Genomic DNA, 21,617 nt, shown 5'->3' with positions numbered 1-21,617 from the left:
AAAGGCAGATTTCACGACATAGAATTCAACAACACTCTTCCTGCCCCGTCTTTTCCTGCACTCAACGAATTGTCTCCCCTCCTGACCTCAATCGCACAGAACCAGAAGGGAAGCTACAAGCACTTTTTTCTTGTCAGATTATTTTAGGGAAACAAATAAGCCGTCACTTTTCACCAATATTCAGTCACTCTCTGAACCTGTCGAGATGCCGCTCTCTGAGGACTCACTATCGGTGTCAGATTCTGAAAAGACCTCCTCAGTCTGGATTTCCAATTTCCGATCCAGACTGGAATTTTCCAGGTACTGATCAATCCGTTGCCTGGAAACGTCACTCAGCGGGTTGCCCAATAAACCAATGAACAGATCCCGGGTATCCGGAATTTCGAACAATTCATCTCCAACGTCGGAAATATTATTATTGTGTAATGCCATGACCTGAAGTTCCGGGAGCCTGTCTATACCTGAGGGAAGACTGGAAAGGTTCGTTTTATATACCATCAAGGCGGTCAGACCCGTCATGTAGCCTACATGCGGAGCAACTGTCAGAGGGTTGTTGGCCAGATTCAACCGGGTCAGCGTTTCGATTCTGGCCAATCCTTCAACTGTGACCTCGGATAGCTCCAGCGAACACCCGTCCAGCGTAAGCTCGCTTAACTGGCGCATTTGAAATATTCCTGAGGCGAATTCCTCCATTTTTATGCCAACGATTCCTAAACATTGAATATTCGGAAAGCTGTCAAGAAACGCACCTATCCGTGCGCCCGGTTCATTGGCGGTCAATATCAACTCTGTCACATACTCAAATCGGCTGGACAGCCTTGGTAACTCGCCCGAAAAATCAACATAGTGAGAAAATTGATAGTCTCCCTCCCCCCACTTCGAAACCGACTTGCGCTGCCAGATATCTTGCAGCTTTGTGCTGAACTGCTCGCGAGCCTGGCGTCGTTTGGCATTTGTTGGCACGCCTTCTGGAGCTGATGTCGGCGCATCAGGTGACGCCCCGTCGGCAGTCCAAACTGCCAATTCATCACGCAATGTCGCAAACTCGTTTTCCAGGCGATTCAATACGGCGAAGGCATCACTCTTCAAACGCTCGCGGGTAAACGTCGTCACCTCCTCCTCCGAAAGCTGCGGATAGAGATTACGAACACGGTCCAAGACGGACTTTGTCGACGCCGGGTTGTTATCGCCACCACCTCGCAACTGCCCCGCTTGCCGGAGTTGCGCAGTAACAGGATCGACGTTAACCGGAAGCGGTGCGAACTCCAGCAATTCGTTCACGGCCTGTCGCGACGGCAACGGCTGTACACGGATCAACTGCTGCAACGCCGGACCACCGCCTTCTGTCACACCGAGCAGCTGACGATGCCCGGGCAATAACAGGAGCCAGACGGCTGAATACAGATCCTCGGATCTTTGAGGTAATGGGACGTCGCTACTTCGGATGACATAGCCATCATCCTGGCGAATCAGTATGTGACGAACCGGCGAACCGGCCTCGCCGATAGCGCTCAGAACCTCCCCTTCCATCGTCCCCTGGCGAATCTCGATACGGGTCTGTTGCGGCCACCCCGCAAGACGCCCGATCATCTTCAACGCCAAACGGTCACTGTCAGGGCTGGACACCGAATCCAGATATATTCCTTCACACGCTCTTGTCAGGCGAACATCGCGCAACGCCAGCAGCACCTCTTTTGCCAGTTGCCGTGGCATTCCCGATTGATTGTGCATGTGCAAACGGTCGGCGGCACTTGCCTCCTGCCACAACGCCTGGGCCGTCGTTTTCGGCAGCAGAGGAAAAATCCGCCGCATCTGCACCGTGTTGTCATCACAGTCGAGTTCGAACGCACGCTCAATCTCCTGAAAGAGAAAAGCGCGGTGCTGTTGGACACGGGATTCGATCAGATCATTTTCGCGTAACGCCAGCAAAACCTGCATTTGTGGATCGGCCTGCGCACGCACGCACGGATCGGAATGTTGCATTTTTGTGATGAACAGTTCGATGTTTCGATCGAGGGAGAAACGCCTGAGCGTGTCCTGCAGCAAGGCCATAGGCGTGGGATGAATGTGAGAGTCGTGCGCTAGTATTTCACCCACGCCACTCACCGCAAGAATACGTTCAATAGTGAGAGGGGAGAAATCGTCCACTGAATGGCCCGATCGCAGAAACAGTTGTGCCTTGTGCCGGTGTTTCGAATTGAGGCTCACAGAACGATTGTGCGGTTCGCTGTTTTCGATCGGGAGCCAGAACCGGCCCTCGCTGTCCGGCTTCAGCAGCGGGCCGGAGGGGTCGAGCTCACTGGCCTGCGTGGCGCGAAACAGGCCACTGTCGGCGTCCAGCACCACTTGCACCATATGGTCATTGTCTACGGCGACATACTGACGCTGCCTCGAAACCCGGATGCCCTGCGCATCGGCCTCGCCGAGACTTTTGGGGATGGGTATCGAGTAATCTGCCAGTGAGAATTTTTTGGCATGTATCGCCAATTCATCGATCGCTGAAGACCTCAGGTTCACGCTCACACTGATCGCTGGCGTCACTCCGACCGAATCTGGCCAAGAGGATGGGGGTAAGGGCTTCTGACGATGCGCGCTGGTCAGAGGCGGTGCTGCCGAAGACGAGAACGACGGCCGATGAGAGCCGTCCACGCTGGAATCGAACGGTTTGGTTGGGACAGTTACAGGTTTTATCCTTGGCGGTTTGCCAGTCATGAATGCTCATCCTTGAGGAGTGATTGCGTTGGCCCCCCCATAGCTGAAGGACCAACGCGAGACTTCAGAAAACGCACTTTCAGTGCGATACCTGAGTTGAACATCACAGTTTATCGGCAGTCGCAATGCCAAAAATATATACATCTACTACATCCACCGACATTGCATCGATGGAGATAAGATTCAACCTCGTTCCAGATATAGATTACGCTCGTAAAAATTCACGCGAATCGCCAACTTATGCTCCGTGCCGTATTCATCAATGGCGAGGAAGTAGAGTACCTTTCCGTATTTGCTTGCCTTCGTACTTTCCGAGTATTCGGACAGGGCTTGCACGACGGTCAGCTCTCCGTCGCTTTGGATCCGTACGTGATAGTGCTCATGACTCCATGTCTGGGCATCAGCAGTAAACGCAAATACAAAGGGATCTCCATTAATTGGCAAGGTCACGGTTACTTCGGATTTTTCGGGGCGAACAAGAATACACTCCATATAATTGGTTTTTGTTTCATTAAGTCTATTCCCTCCCGCAAACCTGTAGTTGACGCGATCATTCAATCCGTCTACAACCCAATCAACCAGTTTGATCTGATCGCCCCGCGGATACAGCCCCAGTCGATATGTCCAGATACGATTGCCAGGCAATTCATCGCCGCGCCGGGTTTGATACCAACGAAACGCGTCTATGGAATACGCCGCAGGAGATTGTGCTTCGATAGTTACGCTGCTGTCCTGGACACTGGAAAGCGTGGTGCCGTTACTGAGAATTCTCTCCCCGTTCAAAGACAGACGAGCACCGATCTGAGTCGTCCCGGCGCCCGATGAGGATACCCAGAACGTGCGAACCTGAGGATGAACGCTGTCACTTTCCAGATCATCGTCGTGAACCTCTCCGGCAGTCGGGGAAGGTCGCGACTCAAGGGTAAACCGCCCTTGCACGGTGCTCGCGGCCCAGCCGTCGCCCAACGTCTTGCCCGTGCTGTAATGAATCAGTTCGATACTTTCCATGACGTCTGCTGGTACGTGCATGGCGTTGCCGTCGGTGTCTACCCCGGACACCAGAACCTGTACTTTCACCTGCATTCGGCCATTACCGAACAGCGTTTTACTGCGGGTACTATCGCTGGCATCAAACTTGACCTTGAAACTGGTCAGGCCTTTCAGAATGGGTGGAGTGATTTGCTGATTGTTTGTCGCGTCCATGCTTTCACTCATGATGCATTCCTTGGAAGAGATATATTTAATATTGACATCGAAACCTGCCAACAGAAAAATTACATTTCTTTCAAATAAACAGCAAAGTGAAAAATGTAAGAAATATACATTTGCGAGCCATCAGTAAATACTGGCCGTTACCCCGCAAATAATCACATACCAGCAACATCCATTAATGTTCGTCGTTATAAACGAATTTTGGCATTTCCCAATGAAAACGAATGGCCAGCAGACGTAATAAAAACCCGCCGAACAGGGTAATCAGAATGGCTTGCTCACTGGGCAGATTCAGGTAAAGACACAGCATGTAGCACCAGGCTGCGGCGAAAGAAACACTCGCATAGAGTTCGCGACGAAAGATCAATGGAATATCGTTGCAGAAGATATCGCGCAAGATGCCGCCAAATACCCCGGTTATCACGCCGCTGACTGAGGCCACCAGCATACCGTGGCCCATTTCCAGTGCGGTCATGCAGCCTATAAGGGTGAACGCCACCAGTCCGACAGCGTCGAGTACCAGAAACAACGAGCGCAGGTGGCGCATCCAGCGCGCCGTGAACACTGTGAACATTGCCGCGACCGAGGTCAGTACCAGATATTCCGGGTGTTTGACCCATGTCAGCGGGTAATGCCCCAACAGCACATCACGCACCGAACCACCGCCCAAGGCTGTAACGCAGGCGATCAGCACCACGCCAAACCAGTCCATGCCGCGTCGCCCGGCAGACAGGGCGCCGGTCATGGCTTCAGCAGTGATGGCGATCAGATAGAGCATCAGCAACATGGTGGCAGTCCAGGCAGGAAGGCGCGCAGTCTAGCCATTTCAGTGCGGCACCAAAAGGGGGCAGTGCCATCACAGAACTCTTTGCTGAACAAAGATCCTGTGGTGAGGCACCCGCCACCCAGACAGGTATCGCTCCGAGCTTAGAACTTGATGAAGTGCTTACGGTAATGCTGCAACTCGGCAATCGATTCGCGGATGTCGTCCAGTGCCAGGTGCGTGCTGCCCTTCTTGAAGCTGTCACGCACGTCCGGCGCCCAGCGCGCCGCCAGTTCCTTGAGCGTGGAGACGTCGAGGTTGCGGTAGTGGAAGTAGCTTTCCAGCGCCTTCATGTGCGTATAAAGGAAGCGGCGGTCCTGGCAGATGCTGTTGCCGCAGATCGGCGACTTGCCCTTCGGCACCCACTTTTCCAGGAAAGCGATGGTTTCGGCTTCCGCTTCGGCCATGCTGATGCGGCTGTCGCGTACACGCTGGGTCAGGCCGGAGTTGCCGTGGGTGCGGGTGTTCCACTCGTCCATGCGCGCGAGCACTTCGTCGCTGTGGTGAATGGCGATCACCGGGCCTTCGGCCAACGTGTTCAGATCACTGTCGGTGACGATGGTGGCCATCTCGATGATGACGTCGTTTTCCGGATCCAGACCGGTCATTTCCAGGTCGATCCAGATCAGGTTCTGCGGGTTTGGCATATTTCGGCTCCTAAGCAATGCTGCGCAGTTTAGCCTAGGCCGGTGGCCGGGCGTGCTAAACTCGCCGCCGTTTTACCTAATCGCTGCATTCTTCAGACGGAACACCCATGGCCAAACGCCAACTCAATCGTCGTCAAAACTGGCGCATCGAAAAGATTCAGGGCGAACGCGCTGCGCGCGCCGCCAAACGCGAGTCCTCGGCGGTCGAAGCCCTTGAGGGCGGCGACCTGGGCCCGGAACAAACCGGTCTGGTGATCGCCCACTTCGGTGTGCAGGTCGAGGTCGAAGCGGTTGACGGTGATCAGGCCGGCCAAGTGTTCCGCTGCCACTTGCGCGCTAACCTGCCAGCACTGGTGACCGGCGACACCGTCGTCTGGCGCGCCGGCAATCAGGGCATCGGTGTGATCGTCGCGCAATTGCCGCGTACCACCGAACTGTGCCGCCCGGACAGCCGTGGCCAACTCAAACCGGTAGCCGCCAACGTCGACATGATCGTCATCGTCTTCGCGCCGCTGCCTGAGCCTCACGCCAACCTGATCGACCGTTATCTGGTCGCGGCCGAACACGCCGGCATCCGCCCGTTGCTGCTGCTGAACAAATTCGACCTGATCGACGAACAGAACGCCCCGGCGCTCAACGCGCTGCTGGCGGTGTATCGCACCCTCGGTTATCCGGTGCTGGAAGTGTCGGCGCACCACGGCAACGGCATGGAACAGTTGCAAGAGCAACTTGATGGCCGCATCAGTGTGTTCGTCGGTCAGTCCGGTGTCGGCAAGTCGTCGCTGGTCAACAGCCTGCTGCCTGAAGTTGAAACCCGTGTCGGGCCGTTGTCCGAACTGTCCGGCCAGGGCACGCACACAACGACTACCGCGCGACTGTTCCACTTCCCTGGCGGCGGTGAACTGATCGACTCCCCGGGTATCCGTGAATTCGGCCTCGGCCACGTCAGCCGTGCCGATGTCGAAGCCGGTTTCATCGAGTTCGATGACTTGCTCGGCACCTGTCGCTTCCGCGACTGCAAGCATGATCGCGAACCGGGTTGCGCGCTGCTCAAGGCACTCGAAGACGGACGCATCCAGCAGCAGCGGATGAACAGCTACCGCTCGATCATCGCCAGTCTGCCTGAAAACGGCTATTAAGTAGCCGGACACAAAAAAGCCGCGATCATCTCGCGGCTTTTTTTTGCCTCAAACGCTGGCCGGCGGTTTTGGCACAACCACCTTTGGCTCAGGCTTGCGAAACGCATACAGATGCTGGCGCACAATCCCGCCCGGCAATTCCTTGCCGAACACGCCGTAACGTACCGGCCACTCCTTCGGCGGCAGCTTGAACGTGCCGAACAGCATGTCCACCAGCGGCGTGTGGATCGCGTAGTTTTTGTAGATGTAATCCTTGTGCCGGGCGTGGTGCCAATGATGGTAGCGCGGCAACACGATCAGGTAGTTCAGCCAGCCGCCATTGATCCGCACGTTGGCGTGCGCCAGTACCGCCTGAACACCGACCAGAATCACGTAGGCATTCAATGCTTGCGGCGCGAAGCCCAGCAGCATCAATGGCACCAGCACACCGGTGCGGGTCAGCAGGATTTCAATGAAGTGCACGCGCGAACCGGCAAGCCAGTCCATGTGGGTGCTGGAGTGATGCACCGCGTGGATGCGCCACAGAAATGGCACCACGTGATAGAGACGGTGCAGCCAGTACTGACCGAGATCGGCGACCAGGATCGCCAGCACAAACTGCACAACGAGCGGCAGGCTTTGCACACTCGCCTGCAAGCCGGGCGACACCGCCCAACCGGCGATATAGCTTGAGGACGCGGTGATGAAGATCAGGATGAACTGCACCAGCATGTGGCTGACGAAAAAGTAGGTCAGGTCGGTGCGCCAGTGCGGGCGCAGGATGTTTTGCTCAGGGTCCTTGGAATAGAGCTTTTCCAAGGGAATGAACACGATCGCCGACACCAGCAGCGCCAGCACAAACCAGTCCAGACCGAGCGAGTACGGGGTCTGCCCGATCGAGCTGACTTGAACATTGGTGCCACCGAGAAACACCGCCAGCCCCGAAGCCACCAGACCGGTAATCCCCAGACGCTTGCGCTTGTTGAGCAGGATATTCAGGGTGCCGAGGCTGAACGAAACCACCAGACCGAGCAACAGCGTGGTGCGCGCAAACTGCTCGTCATAGACCTTGCGCAATTCGGCCGTGGTCAGCCATTCCGGAAAGAGGAAGCAGAACACCGCCAACAGGCTCAACAGCCCGAGGGTGGCCGAAATATAGCCACTGACCCGCCCTTCGCCAAACTTGAAGGGTGCGTTGCCATGCCGTTGAAAATAGGCTTTGAGTCTTTCCATAACTGATCTTCCGTGATTGCGAAAACTGCGACTGGTGATTGCGACGCAGGCAGAAACAAAAAAGCCACGGTGTCCGTGGCTTTTTGTGAATCACTGCTTGGGCGCGGGCGCCGGAGCAGTCGTTGGGGCCGTGGTTGGTGGCGCCGCACTCCCCGGCTCGGCCGGTTTAGGTGCAGCGTCGTCGAACAGGTTCAGGCGTTCGCGCAGTTCGTGCGCCGGCACCGGTTGCTGATCCGCCGGCAGTGCATTCGGGTCGACAGGCGCTGCCGGAGCGGCGCCATTCTGACCTTGATCCGCCGGTTTCGCCGGATCCGCGCCTTGCGAACCTTCAATCGCCGCTTGAGCTTTCTTGGTCAGCACCACAATGTCGATGCGGCGGTTGACCGGGTTGAACGGGTTTTCCTTGTCGAACAGCGCCGACGAGGCATAACCGACGACCCGCGCCACTTGCGCATCCGGATAGCTACCGGCGACCAAGGCACGACGGGCAGCGTTGGCACGGTTGGCCGACAGTTCCCAGTTACCGAAATCGCCGGTGCCGGTGTACGGCTTGGCGTCGGTGTGACCGCTGATACTGATCTTGTTCGGCACCGCTTTGATGGTGTCGGCCATGGCCAGCAGGATATCTTCGAAGTACGGCTTCAGGCGTGCGGAACCTGAGTCGAACATCGGCCGGTTCTCGGCGTCCATGATCTGGATGCGCAAGCCGTTCGGCGTGATCTCGAAGAGGATCTGGTCCTTGAATTTCTGCAGTTGCGGGTTCTCGTCGACCTTGTTCTGCAGCTCTTGCAGGAGCAGTTCGAGGCGTTCTTTCTCGACCATTTCGGCCATGCCTTCAACCTGCTCCGTGTCGACCGTGACCTTGTCGGGCTGTGGTTGCGACTTCACTTCCGGGTTGAGGGTGTTTTCCGGGGCCAGGGTCGGCGTACCACCGAGGTCGATGATGTACGGCGTGCCGCTTTCGGAAAAGCCGACCGGGTCTTTGAAGTAACCGGCGATGGCAATCTTCTGCTCGGGCGTCGCCGTGGACAGCAGCCACAGCACCAGGAAGAACGCCATCATCGCCGTGGCGAAGTCGGCGAAGGCGATTTTCCACGCCCCGCCGTGATGCCCGCCGGCTATGCGCTTGACGCGCTTGATGATAATCGGCTGATTATTTTCCATGACTTAGCGACCGCGAACGGCTTGTTCCAGCTCGGCAAAGCTTGGACGGTGGGCCGGGTACAGCACCTTGCGACCGAACTCGACCGCCAGCGATGGCGGCATGCCGGAAGCCGAAGCCACCAGCGAGGCCTTGATGGCTTCGTAGACGTTCAGTTCTTCCTTGGCATCGTGGGCCAGGGAATGCGCCAGCGGGCCGAAGAAACCGTACGCCGCGAGAATACCGAAGAAGGTACCGACCAGCGCCGCACCGACGTGCAGACCGATGGACTTCTGATCGCCTTCACCCAGCGAGGCCATGGTCACCACGATACCGAGTACCGCCGCAACGATACCGAAACCGGGCATGGCGTCGGCGATGCCGTTCACCGCATGGGACGGATGCTCGAGATCTTCCTTGAGGCTGTACAGCTCCATGTCGAACAAGCCTTCCAGCTCGTGCGGGGCCATGTTGCCGGACGACATGATGCGCAGGTAATCGCAGATGAACGCGGTCATGCGTTCGTCTTTGAGCACGGCCGGGTACTTGGCGAAGATCGGGCTCGCGGCGGCATCTTCGATGTCGCCTTCAATGGCCATCATGCCTTCGCGGCGGCTCTTGTTGAGGATCTCGTAGATCAGGCCGAGCACTTCCAGATAGAAAGTGTGGCTGAAGCGCGAACTGAACATGCTCAGGGATTTCTTGAGCACGTGCATCGTCATGTAGCCGGGGTTGGCCTGCAGGAATGCACCGAGTGCAGCACCACCAATGATCAACACCTCGAAAGGCTGGATCAGGGCGGCAATCTTGCCGTGGGAGAGCACGTATCCGCCGAGCACGCTCGCGAATACGACGATGATGCCGATAATTTTAGCCATAGGTAGAAAGTACTTACTTAAGTCGGGTTCAAGGTCATATTCGGAAGTTAAAAAATCTCTTCTTCTACTTATCGGCAAAACTGCGCCAGACTATAGCCAGTTCAGGCGAAAAGCCAATTTAGCCCATGCCGGGCGCGTCTACAGTCAGTGAAGATCCCGTCCAGACATGGCTAATGAAACGAACGTCCCACACGCAAAACCGACCACGATCGAGGGCTGGGTAAAGTTGCTCGATGGCGTGCGACTGCCCGTGCCGCAAGAGTCTCACGACAAGGTGTGCCGGGCGATTCGCGACAATCGCAGCTCGTTGCGCGACATCGCCGACCTGATGCAGGACAGCCCGGCGCTGGCCTTGAGCATCATCCGTGAGGCGAATCGTCACACCCACGGCACCATGGCTACGCCAGCGGAAAATCTTGAGGTAGCGATCAATCGCCTCGGCCTCGCCCGCACCGAAGAGTTGCTGGCGCGGCTGCCCGCCGAACCGCAGATGCAGATCCCCAAGGCCCTGCGCCAACTGCAAATGATCAGCCAGCACGCGACGCAACAGGCCAACGGTTTTTTCGCCAGTCGCCTGGCGCGCCTATGGCAGGACATCCATTGGGGCAGCCTGCTGTTTCTGTCGCCGCTGTGGCCGTTGGCGCTGACGTATCCGCAATTGCTCGAAGAATGGGAATTGCGGGTTATCCACAAGGGCGAATCGGCGCGCGTGGTGGAGAAGCAACTGTTCGGCGTACGCCTGCTGAAAATCGCTGAAGCGTTGGTGCAGGCCTGGCATCTGCCGATCTGGGTGCAGCAGGGTTATAAACTGCTGCTCAGCGAGCAACGCGAACTGGTGAAAGTGCTGCGTATTGCCCGCGACAGCGAACATCCGCTGCGTCAGCAAAACCGCCTCGACGATGACCCGACCCTGCGCCGCTGGCTCAATCAACCGGCCAATACCGTGCTGCTGGCCAATGGTCTGGCGCTGTCGGCGCAACAGGCCTGGGACAGTCCGCACAGCGAGCGCTGGCAGTACCTGACCAGCCTTTATCTGCAAATCTCGATGGACGAGGTGCAACAACAGTTGCACCAGCAAGCCGCCAACAGCGCGCGCCAGCATGCGATGCCCGATTTGTGGCACCCGGCGGTTTCGCTGCTGTGGCCGTGGGGCACCCGCCGCTTGCCTGCCGGTATGTTGCCCGCCGCCGCGCCGACGGCAGAAGACCTGAGCCAATGGCGCAAGCAGTGCGCCGAGCTGTTGGCAGAGCCGAGCCGCTTCACCAATGCGATGAGCCTGACCGTCGCCGCCCGCGATGCCTTGGCCGCCAGTGGCATGCGCCAGGTGCTGATCCTGATGGCAGACCGCAGCCAATCCAGCCTGCGCGTGCAGCAAACGCATGGTTTGCCAAAAGACGCTGCGGCGCTGACGTTCGTTGTCAGCCAAAGCAGCGTGCTGCAACGCTTGCTCGCGCAACAGGCGCAAGTGCGCATCAACCCGGACAACAACGCACAATTCTCCGCCCTGCTGCCACCGAGCCTGCGCACGCTGTTTCGCGGCGAGCATCTGATGCTGCGCTCACTGGTCAATAACGGCCGGGTGATCATGATCGTCGTCGCCGATCAGGGCGGCGGGCCGTTCGCTGACATCACCGTGCAAGCCTTTGGCAAAACCGCGCAGTGCATCGAAAAGGCCCTGCACAGCTTTAGCAGCCGTGCCCGATGAGGCTGCGCTACAATCCCCCCCTTTGTGCTCTGGAGACCTCACATGTCTGACTTCTCTGGCTTGCCGCTCGTCATCGAACCGAGCGACCTGCTTCCTCGGCTTGAGTCTGAAGAGCTGATTCTGGTGGATCTGACCAGTGCCGCCCGCTATACCGAAGGTCATCTGCCCGGTGCACGCTTTGTCGACCCGAAACGCACTCAGCTCGGCCAACCGCCGGCGCCGGGGCTGCTGCCGGCCAAAGCCGATCTGGAAGCCTTGTTCGGTGAACTGGGCCATCGCAAAGACGCGGTCTACGTTGTTTACGATGATGAGGGTGGCGGCTGGGCCGGACGTTTTATCTGGCTGCTCGACGTCATCGGTCACGACAAGTACCACTATATAGACGGTGGTCTGCCGGCGTGGCTGGCGGATGGCATGCCGATGTCGATCCAGGTTCCGCCGATTGTCGGTGGGCCGTTGGCATTGACCCTGGACGAAGCGCCGACTGCAACGCGCGAATACCTGCAAAGCCGTCTCGGCGCTGCCGATCTGGCGATCTGGGATGCGCGCGGGCCGCTGGAGTATTCCGGCGAGAAAGTGCTGGCCGCCAAGGCCGGGCACATTCCCGGTGCGGTCAATTTCGAATGGACGGCGGGCATGGACAAGGCGCGTCAACTGCGCATCCGCACGGACATGCCGCAGATCCTCGAAGATCTCGGGATCACCAAGGACAAAGAAATCATTACCCACTGCCAGACCCATCACCGGTCGGGCTTCACTTATCTGGTGGCCAAGTCCCTCGGTTATCCGCGGGTCAAGGGCTACGCCGGTTCCTGGGGCGAATGGGGCAACCACCCTGACACGCCAGTCGAGATTTAAGGTTTTTTAAGGACAACCAATGAAAGAGCGTCTGTTTATCCTCAGCCAGTACCTGCTGCCTCATCACCTACTGTCGCGCCTGGCTGGCTGCGTTGCCGAGTGCCGTGTGCGCTGGTTCAAGAATGCCTTCACCCAGTGGTTCGCCAAGCGCTATCAGGTGGACATGTCGCAAGCGCTGGTCGAAGACCTGACCGCTTACGAGCACTTCAACGCCTTCTTCACCCGCGCCCTGAAAGACGGCGCGCGTCCATTGGACGAAACCCCGGGCGCGATCCTCAGCCCGGCCGACGGTGCGGTCAGCCAGCTCGGCCCGATCGAACACGGTCGCGTGTTCCAGGCCAAGGGCCACAGTTTCAGTGTGCTGGAGCTGCTCGGCGGTGACGCGGCCAATGCCGCGCCGTTCATGGGCGGCGACTTCGCCACCATCTACCTGTCGCCGAAGGACTACCACCGCGTGCACATGCCACTGGCCGGCACCCTGCGCGAGATGGTCTACATCCCAGGCCGGATCTTCTCGGTCAACCAGACCACCGCGGAAAACGTTCCGGAACTGTTCGCCCGCAACGAGCGCGTGGCGTGCATCTTCGACACCGAGCGCGGGCCGATGGCCGTGGTGCTGGTCGGCGCGATGATTGTCGCTTCGATTGAAACCGTGTGGGCCGGTCTGGTCACTCCACCGAAGCGCGAACTGAAAACCTTCCGCTACGACGAAGCCGCGCGTGCGCCGATCCATCTGGAAAAAGGTGCCGAACTGGGTCGCTTCAAACTGGGTTCGACCGCGATCGTGCTGTTCGGGCCGGATCAGGTGAAGTGGGCTGAAGAACTGGTCGCTGGTTCGCCTGTGCAGATGGGCCAGGGCCTGGCGCTGCCAAAAGCCTGATTGACCGCTGCGGGAGTCGCCCAGGGCGCTCCCGCAGATTGCGTTATTTGCTGCTATGGTTTTTGGCATGAGCCAGACCCTATCCCCGCCGTCCCTTCAAGCACCAACACCGTCGCAAACGCGCCTGTCGTTTTGCGAAGCCACCCCGCGCGACCTCAAGCGCTGGATCGCCGGCCTACCCAAGGCCAACATCGGCGAAACCGCCCGCCTGCTTTATCAAGGCCTGGGCGAACTTAACCAACTGCTCACCCCCAGTGACAACCGTCTCAACCTGCTTGAGTTGCTGCGACCCGAGGTGTATTTCGTCTGCCAGCACCTGGAGCGGCATTTCCTGCATCAAGCGATCATGCTCGACGAGCGCTCACGCAAGATCAGCAACCTTTGTCAGGCACTGCAAAGCCATCTGGCCATCGGCTACAAACAGATCGTGCTGCGAATTGCGCCGAAGTACGGCAAGGATCGCGCAGCGCTGGTCAGTATGGCCCTGCAACGTGCTGCCCATGCACTCAAAGGCCAACTGCTGCGCGCCACGCAGCTGTATAGCTCGCCGCCTGAGCATGTGTGGTTCGAACTGCATCAGCTGTATCGCAGCGCCGCTGAATTACAGCTGCAACATCGACGCGTGCGTGACGATCTGGCCAGCCTCACCACAGAATTGAGCCTTGAACAGACCTACATCGCCGCGCTCCTGGTGGGCAGCGCCCGGTGTAATCAGTTGCGGCAAAACCAGATCGCCCGGCTCGCCGAAGTGCTGGAGCCGTGGAGCGCGCTGCTCAAGCTGCAACCCGCCAGCCCGGACGCAGGCTTGTTGGCGATCAGCGCAGAGCTGGATGCCGGCCCGCGCTACCGCAACATGTTTCGCAGCGAACAAAAGGCGGGATTGCTCGGCTTCGATCCGCAGCCGCTGGTGAACGCCATCGAAGCGCATTTGCTGAATCAGGACACTTCAATACCTTTGCCCGTCCCGGCCGGGCTGAGCTTCGATACCCTGCAACACTTGCACGCAACCTGGGGCCAAGCCGCCGAACGCAGTTTTCAGCGTACCGTGGGTCAGGGCAACCTGACCGTGTGCGTGGGCATGAGCGCCCTGCACTTCTACCTCGGCGGCGAGCGCAGTTTCAGCGAACTGCTCAAACATCCCGGAGCACGCTCGGCGAATTTCAGCAGTGCCCTCGCCAAAGGTGAAAAGGACAGTTGGAGCCAGGCCTTCGACGCCGCACCGCAGAACAAAGCTGATGAGTTTTTGCCCTACGAGGAAATTCAGTACGACCATTTGCTCGAGGATGAAAGCCACACCGACAGCACACCGCATTACCCGACCTATGCCCTGCCGGTGATCAATCACAGCCCCGGCGGTTATTGCCTGGCGTGGCCAAACGAAGTCCCCGCCGAATTGCAGGCCGGCGAAATGCTCGGGATTCAGGACAGCGTCAGTCTGGGCTGGAGCATCGCGGTGATTCGCTGGATTCGTCAGGTGCGCGGCGGCGGTACGCAAATGGGCATTGAGCTGGTGGCGCCGCACGCACAGCCATGCGGCTTGCAACTGGTGCGTTCGCGGGACGACCACAGCCAGTATTTGCGTGGATTATTGCTACCGGAGATCAGCGCGATCGATGTCCCGGCAACCTTGCTGGCACCGCGCCTGCCGTTTCAGGAAGGCAGCAAGGTGCTGATCAACACCCAGGGCGAAGAGCACCGCGCCGGACTGGATCGACGGGTGGCGAGTACACACAGCTTCAATCAGTTTGCCTATCGCTCGCTGGAGGCCGCGCGCAATGGCGGTAGCGAGGAGGATTTTGATTCGTTGTGGAAATCGCTTTAAGTGCCCGCCGATGGATCGGCGGCGCTACCTTTGCGAGCAGGCTCGCTCCCACATTGGAATGCATTTCAACTATGGGAGCGAGCCTGCTCGCGAAGAGGCCAAGTCAGGCGATAGAGATCTCAGAGCTGTCCGTCACGATCGCGGAAACCCAGTAAATACAGCACGCCATCCAGCCCAAGGGTGGAAATCGCCTGCTTCGCCGACTGCTTGACCAGTGGCTTGGCACGAAACGCCACGCCCAGCCCGGCAATTGCCAGCATCGGCAGGTCATTCGCACCGTCGCCGACCGCAATGGTCTGCTCCAGACGCAAGCCTTCCTTGTGCGCCAGTTCTTTCAGCAGGTCAGCCTTGCGCTGCGCATCGACAATCGGCTCGATCGCCACGCCGGTGCACTTGCCGTCGACCACTTCCAGCTCGTTGGCGAATACATAGTCGATGCCGAGTTTGGCCTGCAGTTGCTTGGCGAAATAGGTGAAGCCGCCGGACAGGATCGCAGTCTTGTAACCCAGACGCTTGAGTTCGGCGAACAACGTTTCAGCGCCTTCGGTCAGACGCAGCGAGGCGCCGATCGAATCCAGCACGCTGACATCCAGGCCTTTGAGCAAGGCCAGACGTTCTTTGAAGCTGGCGCGGAAATCCAATTCGCCGGCCATCGCCCGCTCAGTAATTTCAGACACCTGCTCGCCTACGCCGGCAGCCTTGGCCAGTTCGTCGATGACTTCGGCTTCGATCAGCGTCGAGTCCATGTCGAACACCGCCAGGCGACGGTTGCGACGGAACAGCGAATCTTCCTGGAAGGCGATGTCGACGTTCAGTTCCTGGGCAACGCTGAGAAACTCGGCACGCAACGCCTGCGGATCGGCCGCTTCGCCACGCACGGAGAACTCGATGCAGCCCTTGCCCTTATCAGCCGGGGTGTCCAGCGGCATGCGACCCGACAGACGGTCGATATGGTCGATGTTCAGGCCATATTTGGCGGTAATCGAGCTGACGGCCTGCAATTGGCCCGCGGTCACTTTGCGGGTCAGCAGGGTGACGATGTGACGCTTCTTGCCCTGATTGCCCACCCATTGCTGGTAATCCTCTTCGGACACCGGCGTGAAGCGCACCTGCTGGTCGAGCTCGTAGCCCTTGAACAGGATGTCCTTGAGCACGGATTTACCCTGCTCCGAATCGGGAATTTCAACCAGGATGCCGAACGACAGGGTGTCGTGGATCACCGCCTGACCGATGTCGAGAATGTTCACACCACCTTGTGCCAGAACACCGGTAATGGCTGCCGTCAGACCCGGACGGTCGACTCCCGTGATGTTAATCAGGACGATTTCGCGCAACGCGCACCCCCGCAACTGGAAAAAAACCGCATTCTACCCACTTTCAGTGACCATCGGGCACCGCGAGCGCTTTGCCGGTCTAGGGCCTGTCGCTATACTGCGCGTCAACTTCACGGACAAAAGAGCCGAGCTCAGTGAACCGGCCCACGCCAGTTAAAACCGATAACTTCTTCCTGCTGATCTTCCGTGCACTGCGCCACCGCCGTGTACCGATTGCATTGCGCATTGCCAGCCATAACGTGATCCTGGTCGCTCTGGCCCTGGTGATCTATGCCGGCGTGATGGGTTTGCAATTCAAGCAGGCCATGCACCAGCAGGCCGATGCGCTGGGCGAAAGCCTGACCACGCAGACCGCGACCTCGGCCACCGAGCTGTTGGTGTCCAACGACATCCTCAGTCTCAACGTGCTGCTCAACAACCTGACCAAGAACAAACTGGTGGCCCACGCGGCGATCTACAGCGTGGATAACCGCATCCTCGCCGAGTCCGGTCAGCGGCCCAAGCACAGCCTGCTCGGCGAAGCCGAAGGCATGTACGAGAGCAAGATCACCTTCCAGGACGTGACCGCCGGGCAACTGCGCATCAGCCTGGACATGGATCAGTTCCAGCAGCCGATGACCATCAGTCTGCAAAGCATGGGCATTCTCAGCGGCATCCTGCTGGCGCTGTCACTGGCCTTGAGCCTGCGCATGGGCCGCTACCTGTCGACGCCGTTGCTGCAACTTCGCGTCTGGTTACGCCGTATCGACGAGCACACGCCGGGCATTGATCGTCAGGATGAAATCGGCGATCTGGCGCGTCAGCTCCACGCCAACTACGCGCCGGAGCCTGCACCAGAACCGGAACCCGAGTTCGAGGATGAAGAAGACGAGCCGGAATTCGAGGTGCGCAACTTGCGTGATCCGAGTTTCGACGAAACCCGTCCGATGGCCGCACAGAAGCCTGCACCGCGACATCTGGTCAGTACCGTCGAAGACGATGATGACGATGATGCATTCGCCGACCTGCGCGACGAGTCGCTCAATGGCGCGCCGCAACCCGTCGTTCGCCAACCGTCGCCAAGCGTGCCGCAGCACACCGCCGTGCTGGCGGTGCAACTGGGCTCGCAGGAGCAACTGCGCCGCTTGCCGCGGGCACGTCTGGAAGAATTGCAGGAGCGTTATCGCGATTGCCTCGATCAGGCCGCTTCCTTGTATCAGGGCGAAATCGAAACCCTGAACGATGGCAGCACATTGATGCTGTTCCACACCGAAGACAGTGGCGACGACTACCTGACCAACGCGATCTGCTGCGGCGAGTTGCTGCGGGCACTGGGTCATCAATTGCAGATTGAAGTCGCGGACAGCGGTATCACCCTGCAATTGCAACTGGGCCTGACCCTTGGCGATGAGTTGTTCGGCTTGAGTCAGATCGACCTGCTGCTGACCGATTCGGCGCAGGATGCATTGGCTCTGTCACAACACAGCCGCAACCTGCTACTGGTTGAACGCAAGATCGGCGACGATGCGCTGATCCGCCAGCGTGCGCGGATCCGCCCGATCGCCAGCCCTGAGGGGGCTTGCTGCGTGGAGCGATTGATGGAGCCTTATCCGTCGATGCTCGAACGGCAACTGGCGCGGATGCATGAGCGTCGGGCTTAAGCCTCAGGCCTGATGTGAAGAAGCCCGCAGACGAGTGATTGTCTGCGGGCTTTTTTGTGGGTGACTGAAAAGCCCCTCACCCTAGCCCTCTCCCCGAGGGAGAGGGGACTGATTGGGGGATATTGGAGAGCTACACCGACTTGAGCGCCCTGCTGTGAATCCAGAATCGCCAAGCGCTTGCAGGTCGATATGTAGCGCCAGACACCTCGGTCAGTCCCCTCTACCTCCTGGAGAGGGGACTGATCCGGGAATATTCCACATGTACACCGACCTGCCCCTGCCCTACCGAACCCATAATCGCCAGGATCTTTCAGGTCGATGCATAGCGCCAGACACCTCGGTCGGCTCCCTCTCCCTCGGGGAGAGGGCTGGGGTGAGGGGCTTTTGGTCTCGCCACCGCCCCCCCAGACACAACAAAGCCCGCACAAGGCGGGCTCTGTTCTAACTCGTTCCAGCTTAGAAGCGGAACACTTCCATATCCGTACGAATCGGCGAGGCCATTGGAATCTTCGGCTGCTTCTCGGCTTCCGCCGCCGGCGCGGCCGGTTTCGGTGCCGATTTACGTGGTGCCTCAGCCACCGGTGGCTGATTGGCCAACGGCTTGAGCGCCACCGACAATTGCTCGGCCAGACGCTGCAACAAGATCCCCTGAGCCTGCACCTGCGAAGCCGTACTGCCGGCATGCAGTTCCTGCAGATGAACGATGCGGTTATCGCGCACCTGACCACGACGGTCGATCAAACGCCATTGCGCATCAAGGATCGCCGGTTGCTTCTCTCCGGAGTCCAGACGCGTAATGGTCAGCAGCACTTGCACATCCGGGGTAAAACCGGTCGTGGCTGGTGCCAGCACCACACGCTGACTGTCCAGATGACCCGCCACCTGGCGCATCAACAATTGATCGATATCCGACGAAAGGCTACCTGCCCAACGACCGTCGGTCGCCGCTTGCAGACTGCCATCCGGTTGACGTTGCAGCAAAGTCTCACGTTGCAGGTAATCGGCTACGACTACCGGACCCAACAAAACCGCCATGCCCGCGCTTTGCGCAGGCTGAACCGGACTTCCGCTGTCCAGTTGATACAGCGACACCGGCTGGTGAACGCTGCAACCCGCCAGGCCCAAAACGCCGGCGAGCAGGAAAATAAGGGGGCGCAGAGCAGTCATCATCCCGTCCAGGTGGCCGCCACAAGGCTGACCACAGTGAAAATACTCAATAAATATGAAGAACGCTCGGCCACGCCGGCGCTTGGAAAGGCCATATCATCCGTGAATATGCGTTCCGACTCCAGCGCCAAAGCGTCGATCTACGCGTTAAATCGTGGATCGAGCTCTCTAGGACGCCTAATTGAGGTTTTCGACGAGCAGCGCATCCACTCTCTGGAAGCCCCTTGGAAGCTTATTGCCACGACGTCCACGCTCACCTTTGTAGTGTTCGAGGTCGTCGGCCTTCAGCGACAGGGTCCGTTTTCCGGCCTGCAGCACCAAGGTGGCGCCTTCCGGAATGACGGCGATGTCCGTGACATATTCTTCGCGACTGGCCACACGCTCACCGGGAATACCGATGATCTTGTTGCCTTTGCCCTTCCCTAATTGTGGCAGATCGCTGATTTTGAAGATCAGCAGGCGACCTTCGGTCGTCACCGAGGCCAGCCAGTTGTGCTCGCGGTCAGCCACTGGTCGCGGCGCGATCACTTTGGCGTTGTTCGGCAGGCTCAACAGGGCTTTACCGGCCTTGTTCTTGGCTTGCAGGTCTTCGCCTTTGACCACAAAACCGTAACCGGCGTCGGAGGCAATCACATACAACGCATCATCTTCCGGCATCAGCACGCATTCGAAGGTCGCGCCCGGTGGCGGTGTCAGACGGCCGGTCAACGGTTCGCCCTGGCCACGGGCCGACGGCAACGTATGCGCAGCGACCGAATAGCTGCGGCCGGTGGAGTCGATCACCACGGCAGACTGGTTGGAACGCCCGGCCGCCGAGGTCTTGAAGCCGTCGCCGGCCTTGTACGACAGGCCGGTGGCGTCGATATCGTGACCTTTGGCCGAACGAATCCAGCCCTTTTCCGACAGGACGACGGTGACTTTCTCGTTCGGCAGCAGATCGTGCTCGGTCAACGCTTTGGCTTCGGTGCGCTCGACGATTGGCGAACGGCGGTCGTCGCCATAGGTTTCGGCGTCCTTGATCAACTCGGTGCGCACCAGTTTCTTCAGTTTGGCTTCGCTGCCGAGCAACGCTTGCAGCTTGGCTTGTTCCTTGAGCAGTTCGTCCTGCTCGTCGCGCAGCTTCATCTCTTCCAGTCGCGCCAACTGACGCAAACGGGTGTCGAGGATGTAGTCGGCCTGGATCTCGCTGAGGGCGAAACGTTCGATCAGCTTGGCTTTCGGGTGTTCCTCGGTACGGATGATGTGGATCACTTCATCCAGATTGAGGTAGGCAATCAACAAACCGTCCAACAGGTGCAGACGACGCTCGACTTTATCTAGGCGGAATTGCAGGCGGCGACGCACGGTCTGCACGCGGAATTCCAGCCACTCGACCAGCAACGCACGGAGGTTTTTCAGCTGCGGCTTGCCGTCCAGACCGATGATGTTGACGTTGACCCGGTAGGTCGACTCCAGCTCGGTGCTGGCAAACAGGTGCTGCATCAGCGCTTCGTGATCGACGCGGCTGTTGACCGGAATGATGACGATGCGGCACGGGTTCTCGTGGTCGGATTCGTCGCGCAGGTCAGCGATCTGCGGGGCTTTCGACGGTTTCGCCTGCATCAGCGCGGCGATCTGCTCCAGCACTTTCGCACCGGACACCTGGTGTGGCAGCGCGGTGACGATGATGTCGCCGTCCTCAACGTGGTACACGGCGCGCATGCGCACCGAGCCCTTGCCGGTTTCGTACATTTTCAGCAGGTCGGCGCGCGGTGTGATGATTTCCGCTTCGGTCGGATAATCCGGACCTTGAATGTGTTCGCAGAGCTGCTCGACCGTGGCTTTCGGCTCATCGAGCAGGCGCACGCAAGCGGTAGCGACTTCGCGCAGGTTGTGCGGCGGCACATCCGTGGCCATGCCCACGGCGATACCGGTGGTACCGTTGAGCAGAATGTTCGGCAGGCGCGCCGGCAGCACCAGCGGCTCCTGCAGCGTGCCATCGAAGTTCGGGCCCCAGTCGGCAGTGCCCTGGCCGAGTTCGCTGAGCAGCACTTCGGAATAACGCGACAGGCGCGCTTCGGTGTATCGCATGGCGGCGAAGGACTTCGGATCGTCCGGCGCACCCCAGTTACCCTGACCGTCGACGAGCGTGTAGCGATAGCTGAACGGCTGCGCCATCAGCACCATCGCTTCGTAGCACGCCGAGTCGCCGTGCGGATGAAACTTACCGAGCACGTCACCGACGGTACGCGCCGATTTCTTGTGCTTGGAATCGGCGTCCAGGCCCAACTCACTCATGGCGTAGACGATACGCCGCTGTACCGGTTTCAGGCCGTCGCCGATATGCGGCAGCGCACGGTCCATGATCACGTACATGGAGTAATTGAGGTAGGCACTTTCGGTGAAGTCAGCCAGCGACCGGCGTTCTACACCGTCCAGGCTGAGATCAAGGGGATTGCTCATGCAGG

General features: G+C 58.9%; 16 protein-coding genes. 6 read left to right on the top strand and 10 right to left on the bottom strand.

Translation table 11 applies throughout. From position 1 onward, the window contains the following. Positions 1-180 precede the first annotated feature (180 nt). The 4 genes from U6037_RS02530 to orn form a co-directional block, all read right to left on the bottom strand. A complete protein-coding gene (locus tag U6037_RS02530; RefSeq protein WP_322845699.1) occupies positions 181-2,712 on the bottom strand; it encodes a DUF6543 domain-containing protein in 2,532 nt (843 codons plus the stop codon). A 183-nt stretch (positions 2,713-2,895) separates the two neighbouring features. Continuing rightward, complete coding sequence (locus U6037_RS02525) at positions 2,896-3,927, bottom strand: hypothetical protein (protein WP_322845698.1); 1,032 nt, start codon at positions 3,925-3,927, stop codon at positions 2,896-2,898. A 172-nt stretch (positions 3,928-4,099) separates the two neighbouring features. Continuing rightward, on the bottom strand, positions 4,100-4,711 hold the full coding sequence (locus U6037_RS02520; RefSeq protein WP_322845697.1) for a trimeric intracellular cation channel family protein: 612 nt from the start codon (positions 4,709-4,711) through the stop codon (positions 4,100-4,102). A 140-nt stretch (positions 4,712-4,851) separates the two neighbouring features. Next, on the bottom strand, positions 4,852-5,394 hold the full coding sequence (orn, locus tag U6037_RS02515; RefSeq protein ID WP_034151653.1) for an oligoribonuclease: 543 nt from the start codon (positions 5,392-5,394) through the stop codon (positions 4,852-4,854). Between the two features lie 107 nt (positions 5,395-5,501). Between orn and rsgA the strand changes: the two genes are divergently transcribed. Next, positions 5,502-6,533: a small ribosomal subunit biogenesis GTPase RsgA gene (rsgA, locus tag U6037_RS02510; protein WP_322845696.1), complete on the top strand. Its 1,032-nt coding sequence runs from the start codon at positions 5,502-5,504 to the stop codon at positions 6,531-6,533. Between the two features lie 48 nt (positions 6,534-6,581). Here rsgA and U6037_RS02505 read toward each other — a convergent pair whose 3' ends face one another. From U6037_RS02505 to motA, 3 genes are all read right to left on the bottom strand, one after another. Then, positions 6,582-7,745 carry a sterol desaturase family protein gene (locus U6037_RS02505; RefSeq protein WP_322845695.1) on the bottom strand — a complete coding sequence of 388 codons (1,164 nt, stop codon included), beginning with the start codon at positions 7,743-7,745 and terminating at the stop codon, positions 6,582-6,584. Between the two features lie 90 nt (positions 7,746-7,835). Beyond that, positions 7,836-8,909 carry a flagellar motor protein MotB gene (gene motB, locus U6037_RS02500; RefSeq protein WP_322845694.1) on the bottom strand — a complete coding sequence of 358 codons (1,074 nt, stop codon included), beginning with the start codon at positions 8,907-8,909 and terminating at the stop codon, positions 7,836-7,838. A 3-nt stretch (positions 8,910-8,912) separates the two neighbouring features. After that, positions 8,913-9,764: a flagellar motor stator protein MotA gene (gene motA, locus U6037_RS02495; RefSeq protein ID WP_007915795.1), complete on the bottom strand. Its 852-nt coding sequence runs from the start codon at positions 9,762-9,764 to the stop codon at positions 8,913-8,915. Positions 9,765-9,930: 166 nt separating this feature from the next. Between motA and U6037_RS02490 the strand changes: the two genes are divergently transcribed. From U6037_RS02490 to U6037_RS02475, 4 genes are all read left to right on the top strand, one after another. Beyond that, positions 9,931-11,469 carry an HDOD domain-containing protein gene (locus U6037_RS02490; RefSeq protein WP_322845693.1) on the top strand — a complete coding sequence of 513 codons (1,539 nt, stop codon included), beginning with the start codon at positions 9,931-9,933 and terminating at the stop codon, positions 11,467-11,469. Between the two features lie 42 nt (positions 11,470-11,511). Continuing rightward, on the top strand, positions 11,512-12,327 hold the full coding sequence (rhdA, locus tag U6037_RS02485; RefSeq protein WP_322845692.1) for a thiosulfate sulfurtransferase: 816 nt from the start codon (positions 11,512-11,514) through the stop codon (positions 12,325-12,327). Between the two features lie 19 nt (positions 12,328-12,346). Continuing rightward, complete coding sequence (asd, locus tag U6037_RS02480; RefSeq protein WP_008079215.1) at positions 12,347-13,207, top strand: archaetidylserine decarboxylase; 861 nt, start codon at positions 12,347-12,349, stop codon at positions 13,205-13,207. Between the two features lie 67 nt (positions 13,208-13,274). Then, positions 13,275-15,029, top strand: a complete 1,755-nt coding sequence (locus U6037_RS02475; RefSeq protein WP_322845691.1) for a molecular chaperone — start codon at positions 13,275-13,277, stop codon at positions 15,027-15,029. 119 nt (positions 15,030-15,148) lie between these two features. Here the strand turns inward: U6037_RS02475 and serB are convergent, their stop codons facing one another. Then, positions 15,149-16,363, bottom strand: a complete 1,215-nt coding sequence (gene serB / locus U6037_RS02470) for a phosphoserine phosphatase SerB (RefSeq protein ID WP_008079219.1) — start codon at positions 16,361-16,363, stop codon at positions 15,149-15,151. A gap of 134 nt (positions 16,364-16,497) precedes the next feature. Here serB and U6037_RS02465 point away from each other — a divergent pair, with 134 nt between their 5' ends. After that, positions 16,498-18,003, top strand: coding sequence for an AhpA/YtjB family protein (locus tag U6037_RS02465; protein WP_322845690.1), 1,506 nt, complete (start codon positions 16,498-16,500; stop codon positions 18,001-18,003). Between the two features lie 456 nt (positions 18,004-18,459). On the opposite strand, the gene U6037_RS02460 is transcribed toward U6037_RS02465, so the two are convergent. Both U6037_RS02460 and parC read right to left on the bottom strand, forming a co-directional pair. Then, entirely contained in the window at positions 18,460-19,170 is a 711-nt protein-coding gene (locus U6037_RS02460) for a PqiC family protein (protein ID WP_064117177.1), read from the bottom strand. Between the two features lie 177 nt (positions 19,171-19,347). Continuing rightward, positions 19,348-21,612 carry a DNA topoisomerase IV subunit A gene (gene parC / locus U6037_RS02455; RefSeq protein WP_322845689.1) on the bottom strand — a complete coding sequence of 755 codons (2,265 nt, stop codon included), beginning with the start codon at positions 21,610-21,612 and terminating at the stop codon, positions 19,348-19,350. Between the last annotated feature and the right edge of the window lie 5 nt (positions 21,613-21,617).

Origin of the sequence: Pseudomonas sp. B33.4, assembly GCF_034555375.1 — a bacterium.
In the GTDB taxonomy this organism is placed as follows: Bacteria; Pseudomonadota; Gammaproteobacteria; order Pseudomonadales; family Pseudomonadaceae; genus Aquipseudomonas.
The sequence above is the reverse complement of the archived record's forward strand: the minus strand, read 5'-3'. Positions and strand labels throughout refer to the sequence as shown.